This window comes from Bacteroidota bacterium (genome assembly GCA_018692315.1).
In the GTDB taxonomy this organism is placed as follows: domain Bacteria; phylum Bacteroidota; class Bacteroidia; order Bacteroidales; family JABHKC01; genus JABHKC01.
In genome coordinates, this window is sequence record JABHKC010000089.1 from 1 (window position 1) to 6,836 (window position 6,836).

At 31.0% G+C, this 6,836-nt stretch carries 5 protein-coding genes; all 5 read right to left on the reverse strand.

Annotation, left to right across the window (positions count from 1 at the left end):
* Positions 1–797: 797 nt before the first annotated feature.
* Positions 798–2,198 carry an MFS transporter gene (locus tag HN894_07265; GenBank protein ID MBT7143123.1) on the reverse strand — a complete coding sequence of 467 codons (1,401 nt, stop codon included), beginning with the start codon at positions 2,196–2,198 and terminating at the stop codon, positions 798–800.
* 213 nt (positions 2,199–2,411) lie between these two features.
* On the reverse strand, positions 2,412–3,251 hold the full coding sequence (locus tag HN894_07270; protein MBT7143124.1) for a hypothetical protein: 840 nt from the start codon (positions 3,249–3,251) through the stop codon (positions 2,412–2,414).
* 2 nt (positions 3,252–3,253) lie between these two features.
* Positions 3,254–4,399, reverse strand: coding sequence for a DUF3696 domain-containing protein (locus tag HN894_07275; protein MBT7143125.1), 1,146 nt, complete (start codon positions 4,397–4,399; stop codon positions 3,254–3,256).
* The gene (locus HN894_07280) at positions 4,396–5,574 is read right to left on the reverse strand and encodes a DUF262 domain-containing protein (protein ID MBT7143126.1); all 1,179 of its coding nucleotides are present in this window, start codon (positions 5,572–5,574) and stop codon (positions 4,396–4,398) included. The genes HN894_07275 and HN894_07280 overlap by 4 nt, the downstream gene beginning before the upstream one ends.
* A 401-nt stretch (positions 5,575–5,975) precedes the next feature.
* Entirely contained in the window at positions 5,976–6,611 is a 636-nt protein-coding gene (locus tag HN894_07285; protein ID MBT7143127.1) for a glutathione peroxidase, read from the reverse strand.
* Positions 6,612–6,836 lie beyond the last annotated feature (225 nt).

Genomic DNA, 6,836 nt, shown 5'->3' on the forward strand with positions numbered 1-6,836 from the left:
TACAACCCACATCCCAGCGCCCGCCCGCCATTTTTTCTGGCCAACGCCTATAATTTTTATCAAAATTATTTTGGTGAGAACAACTGTTGATAATTGTCGATAACAATAAAATTCACGCATTCTGCAACTAATAGTCTCATTATTAGCCTCGTTCTAACTTTATTGCTGCCGTGGCATCAGAGAATTTTGGGAACAATACTTTTCGAAAATGCTGGCGATGGGCATAGCTAAGCAAGTAACAAGCCCTCCAACAATTATGGAAAAACCACATTTAGATTGCTGAATTTCAAGGTGATAATTAGTAAATTCAAAGAAAAAGGGCGACTTTACTTGCGGGGAGGATTGAGAAATTAGTATTGTCCCAAAATTCTCTGTAGCCTTGATTTTTATTTCTTTTTATCAAGAAAAAGAAAACAAAATTAATCTAAAGTGTTAATATTTAGTACGCAATAACATGTAAAAACGCAAATCGGACATTTAGCCTTTTACAAATTCAATTTACCTTTAGATGGGAAAAATGGTTATTTTCATGAAACTTTAGAAGGAGTTTGTTTCCTAAGGTTTTCGAAGAACAGCCTATGATAATGCAATTTAGTATTTTAGCTTACAGATAGCTATCAACAAAACATTTCATTTCAGCACCTCAAAAAAAGATTTAGCCTTCATTTGTTCTATATATTGCTATTTTTCTTTAGGGTACTTCTAAAAATGCAAACTCCTGCGTTGTTTCAAAATTTTAAGATACTCATTTACAAAAATAAACTCTGCTATTAAATTTTTTTACGCCTTGAATTTTACTATTTTAAGAACTCCCCTTTAATAGGATTCTTTTGTAACCATCTATTATATAGCCACATTGTAAATGCGGAGATAAAGCCAATTCCCATTAGAATAATCCATCCCATTGAATTCCAAAATGGATTTAGTTCTAATAAACCAGATTGAAGTTGAATTGCATTTTTACACATAATATCATGAAAGATGAATGCTCCGGCGGGTCCTCCAATTAGGGCACCGATTGCCAAAGGAAGATTTGCATATCCGAGAAATAATCCTTCCTGCCCTTTTGGTGCAAGAGCTCCGATATATTCATATGTTCTTGCTGATGTGAATAATTCTCCAAAGGCAATCAAACCAACAGTAAGTGTGATAAAAAGTGTTCCGAGAGGAATAAAATCTCCAAGAGTCAATGCTCTCACGCCACTACCCATAAATATTGGAATTAGGTTAATCATCATGGAAATGCCTATGATGATAATACCTACAATAATTGAATTGATAGGTTTCATCTTTCCGAACTTCTTAGTTATTAAAAGTTGAAAAAATACAATAACAAAAGGATTTGCCATTGTTACAAGATCGACTGCAGGATCTAACTCTACAACTTTTTGCAAGTATAGTGGCAATACATTATAGACCTGTGCATAGATAAAGAAAAATCCACTCGATACTATTAAAAATAAAGCAAACCTAAGATTCTTAAGAACCAAAATCATATCTGTGAGTATCCTGAGAATTGATTTTTTTGGTTTTGCTTCTGTCTGGTTTTGGCCAGATTCTTTTTCAGGATCGGTATAAAAAAGTAAAACTGCAAAAAATGCAAGAATTGAGAAAAAGACAGATACAGCAAAAATATAGCTCAGGTCAAATTCTTTTCTAACAACATAACTAACTCCTCTTCCAATAAGAGAACCAATATTTATTATCATATAAAAAATCCCAAAACCTAATGTTATTTTTGCACCGGCAGTTTTCTGAACCGTTCCTGCTATGCAAGGTTTTATTATGGAACCTCCAATACCGATGAACACTATGGCAAGAATTATTGGTAGAAGAATTCCTACACCTGCCGACATTTCGCTTCCAATTGTTTGATTAAGTGTATGATTTCCAAACCATACTGGATAACCCATTGTGAAATACCCTATTGCCAGAAATACAAAAGCGATTAGCATTGATTTTTTAAAGCCAATTTGATCGGCTATGGTTCCTGAAAGAATGGGAAGGAAAAATACCAGTGCCCATAATATTCCATTCAAATTACTTGGCCAGTAGTCTCCCAAGCCCAGTTGTCCGAGATACAGAACAACAAAGCTTGCCATTGCATAATAGGCTCCTCGTTCAAATAATTCTGTTAAATTGGCAGTCCAGAAGCTTCGTGGAAAACCATCATTTTTGTTTTCTTTAGTATTTTTCATTTTATAGTTTTAATTGATTATTTGGTTTTTGATTTACAATTGTGTAAGGTGTTTTCTTATGGATTGTTCAGAATTTCTTTGTCGTCACTTTATTTTGCATAATAAGTAGTTAAGTACTATACTTGTAAGCATAGTAGTGTGAGAGATGTACATATGGTTCAGTTGAATATTTGATTCTATGTTGGCTTTTTCTTCAAAAATAGTCTGTTATACCTATGAATATCTGTTAGCTAGCATTTCTGCAATTACTTTCGTTTCTATGAAATTCCTACCAGTAGTTTGTACAGAAAGAGCATATTGTCTTTCTGAATTAATAAGTACTATTTCAATAATGCCTGAATTCTCAATTTTCCGAATGAATCTTTTACCTCCATAATTTGTTGACCTCATAGCAACTACATATGGATTTTCTCTGATTCTTCTGCATAATTTATCCAATTCCTTTTTTCCATGATGATCTGCCAGATGAATATCCTTATCATTTGGTAAAATATCAGATTCTATTAGATTAACATCTCCTAGATTTTCAATAAATTCCAGCAATTCTAAATCTTCAAAAGATTTTTTACAAAAAATATTGAATATCTGATATGTTTCGGATACTGTTTCCTTTTCGATTAAAAGTGGCAGTTTGCTTCTCTGCCATAATGGAGATGAAGATAGACTTATAGTAAGGCTTTCATATAAATGAGCTGCGGCTAGGCCAATGCATGCAGTTTTAGGGAAATTATTTTCAGAATCTTCAAATTGATATTTAGAATCAATATATTGACTAAATATTGTTTCATCATCTTCATCAATATAAGGAGGAGCAATAATTCCAAACAAGAAGTTTTTCAAATCAGGAGAAACATCTTTATCTATTAACCAATCTTTGAATGAATAATCAGGAGCTAATTGTATTTCATCTACACATAAATCTGAGAGTATATTTCCAAATCCTTTACTTTTTGATTGAATTATACTATGTATAAAAGGTTTCATCTTATCTCTTGCCGCAAATTTATTGGCAGAAAGAGGGTATGTGCTTAATTCATTAAAAAATAGATTCATACCTATATCAGTTTTGATAGCAGATTACTCCATTCATCTAGAAGATTTTTAGGATAATCACTTAAAGTTCCATTTTCATCTATTTTAATATCTGTTATAGCAGAGTATTGCTCTTGCTCTTCAACTATTTTTTTGAAATAAAACAAAATACAATTATTCTTCAAATCTGGGTTTTCTTTAATACCAACTCTTATTCCATTTAATATATGATCACTATGCGTTTCAATAATGATTTGAACATTATTTTTAGATACTAATGAAATAAGCTTTCCTAGTTCTGCTTGACCTCTTGGATGAATATGACTTTCTGGACTTTCAATAATTATTAAACTACCTGACTTTGCAGCTAATAATGCAGTTACGACATGGAGTGCATAAGAAATACCAAAACCAACATTTTCTGGTTTGAATGCCATTGTTTTACCAAAAGTTGGTTGATTATATTCATACTCAAGCTTTACAAAATCTGATGAGATATTGTCTGTTTTCACATTTATATTGGGAGATATTTCTCCTAGCCAAAGGTTTACTTGATGAATTAAGCTTTTATCTAGTAGTTTTTCATTTTTATTTGTGGTAATAATCGTAGTATCTGAATGTAAACAATTTTCAAATTCAATAGATTCAGACGCCCTAACTTCCAAATAATGAACTGTATATTCACCTTTCGCACCTAAACTATTTTCATACGACACATTTGATAAACTTTTACTATGATGTGATTTTGGTTCTATCCGATTAGCATTTAAATATTGAAAAGTATTTCCAAAAAGTCCACTAGTATCATCATTTGGAAAGTTATTTTCTGTCTTTTTATTTGAATCCCCAATGATAAAAATATCTGAATCTTTTTCATAATCAAAGATCATGTTGTAAGGTTCTTCATTAGCCAATTGAAGATTGATAGTTAATTTATCCTTTGCATATTGATATAATGCATCTCTTGAATTTCCAATTCTTATTAAATCTCCATTTAAAGATAAAATACCTTTGTTTAGTTTCTCGCTTGATTGCCTTAAAACCAAGAGAGATTGTATAAATGAAGACTTGCCTTGTCCATTTAGACCTAACAATACATTTAAATTACGAAGATGAAAATGCTTATCTTTTATGCACTTAAAATTCCTAAGCTCAATTGATTTTATCATAATTCTTTATTTAAGGTATCTTGAATTAACTGTTGAATAGTACGATGTCTGTAATTTGCTCTTTTCTTATCTCCAGTTGCACTTGTAATTGATGTAAATAAAAATTCATTGGTAGCAAGGAGATGTTTTAGCTCCTTTTTGAACTCTTTCTTTTTTTGTTTAAGAATACTACGCTCATCATTTGATAATATCGCAAATTGTGTTGACATAGTGTCAAACAAAGCTTTATTAATTGGAGGCATTCTTTTATAATCACGATAAACTTTTCTAAAAGCCTCTTTACCAAAAATATCATAAGCTAGAGTCATCGATGCTGAAAATTGATTTGCAATATCCACAAGTTCATCTTCAGTTTTATCATAAATTGTTCCCATTGCTTTACTCATAAATGAATCCAAATCCTGACCAAACTCTTTTGAACCATATTTTTCTACACCTAATATGTAAAAAGCTAAAAATCTATTAGCGAAATCTCGATCTAGCATTCGGCGAGTATTTATTTTGTGTTGAGTTGCCTTTTTGAAGGCTTTATCTTGTGCTAGCTCCGAAATAAATATAGAAGGCTTTCCTTGAAATAAAGCATGTCGTATTTCCTGAGGCTCTAATACTAATCCACCAGTATTAATTCTTTTAAAAATATTAAATTTTACGTCAGAAGGAGTTCCTGGCATAATCTTATATATTACAACTTGGGCTTCTTCAATAATTCTTTGCAAATCATCAGATAAATCATCCCAAAATTTCCCATTTAAATGGGTAAGGAATTCAAGATTTGTCAAAGGTTGTGATTTGTCAACTACAAAATTTCTAATACTACTTAGTCTTTGCAAACCATCAACAATTAACCAATTATTATCATCGCTTGCATCAAAAAAGAAAGCAGGTAATGGAAACCTAATTAAAACAGATTCGATTAATCTACTTTGTTTTATTTTATCCCAAAGGTCGTCTTGTCTTTGAAAATAACTCGACGTATCCATTTGAATATTGCCTCTTTTTATTCTTTTTATTAAAGTATCTAAAGAAGGAGTTTTTGTTTCCATTTTAATCAAAGTAGGATCAAATGGTTTTTCCATCAGTCCCAGTGAACTATCCTCCAATTCTTTTTCAGTTCCATCTTCAGCCTCAATTGGATCATTTACGAGTTGAATTATATTTACATTATTTTCTTCCATTATTTAGAGTTTTTAGTTCTTGGACAACCATATATATAGCTACTAATGCCTGTTCTTCATATATACCTATTTGATATTCCAGATCAGCCAGCCAAAGAGAATTTAATGGTCAATGTATATCTTTCTCTGTAAATAAGTGCCTTAGATATAGATTCTGTTTTTCTCGTTCTGTTTTATTAATACCCCCAAACTTATTCATAATGTGTAATTTAAAATTATTCACTGGACAAAAATATACAAATTAGAACATGATAGGTAAAAATTGGCAAATATGTTTATAAGATAGATGTAGTTTGAGAATTTTGTGCAATAAGTACACTGTTTTTTTAACTTGTTGATAAAAATGTTAATCATAGATAAAAGCCCATTTTTCAAAAGGATTTTACTATTCATTCCTTCAATTAATTCTCAGCAAACCAAGATTTCAGAGTCAAAATTTCTGTAGAAATCGAGGGTGATAGGCTGCCGATTAGATTTCCATTTTCGTCAATCAGAAACTTTTGAAAATTCCATTGAATTTGGGTGTCAAGTACACCGTTTTCCGATTTTTGAGTTAGCCATTTGTAAATCTCATCAGTGGTAGTTTTTGTAGCATTTTTGCTGTCAATCGGATATGATTTGTAAATGTATTCGCAAACCGAAACTTTAGCCATTAATGGAAATGTTAGTCCGTAGTTTTTTGTGCAAAACGTTTTAATTTCATCGTTGGTTCCCGGCTCTTGTTGCAGAAAGTTGTTTGCCGGAAAACCAATTATTTCAAACTTGCTGGTATCCATGGTTTCATATATTTCCTGCAATATCTTATACTGTGGAGTAAGTCCACATTGCGATGCAACATTAACTACCAGTACTTTTTTACCTTTCAATTTCGATAAAGCAAACTGTTTTCCATCAATTGTTTCTACTGTGAAATCGTGAAAATTCTTTTTAGCTTTGTTTTGATTTGACTGTCCTGTTTGTTTATATATTTTAAATCCAGACGAAATTGTAAATACTACAATTAGCACTGCGACTGATAACATTATTTTTTTTCTCATTTTTCCTCCTATTTTTATAATCTAATTCATAATACTGCACAAATGTATGTGTTCGTAGAAATTAATACAATTAAATATTTAGATTATATAGTGCCTCTAAGAAAACAGTTCAAAATTAAAAACATCTCTTTTTGCGATATTTCTATTTTTTTCATTTGTCTAATACAAAAGCATTTACTGCATGAAAGAAAATAGAAATATCATCAAAAATAAATTATTTTATAA

Coding starts and splice junctions, on each gene's coding strand:
- HN894_07265 (MBT7143123.1), bottom strand. CDS start 2,198: ATGAAAAATACTAAAGAAAACAAAAATGATGGTTTTCCACGAAGCTTC.
- HN894_07270 (MBT7143124.1), bottom strand. CDS start 3,251: ATGAATCTATTTTTTAATGAATTAAGCACATACCCTCTTTCTGCCAAT.
- HN894_07275 (MBT7143125.1), bottom strand. CDS start 4,399: ATGATAAAATCAATTGAGCTTAGGAATTTTAAGTGCATAAAAGATAAG.
- HN894_07280 (MBT7143126.1), bottom strand. CDS start 5,574: ATGGAAGAAAATAATGTAAATATAATTCAACTCGTAAATGATCCAATT.
- HN894_07285 (MBT7143127.1), bottom strand. CDS start 6,611: ATGAGAAAAAAAATAATGTTATCAGTCGCAGTGCTAATTGTAGTATTT.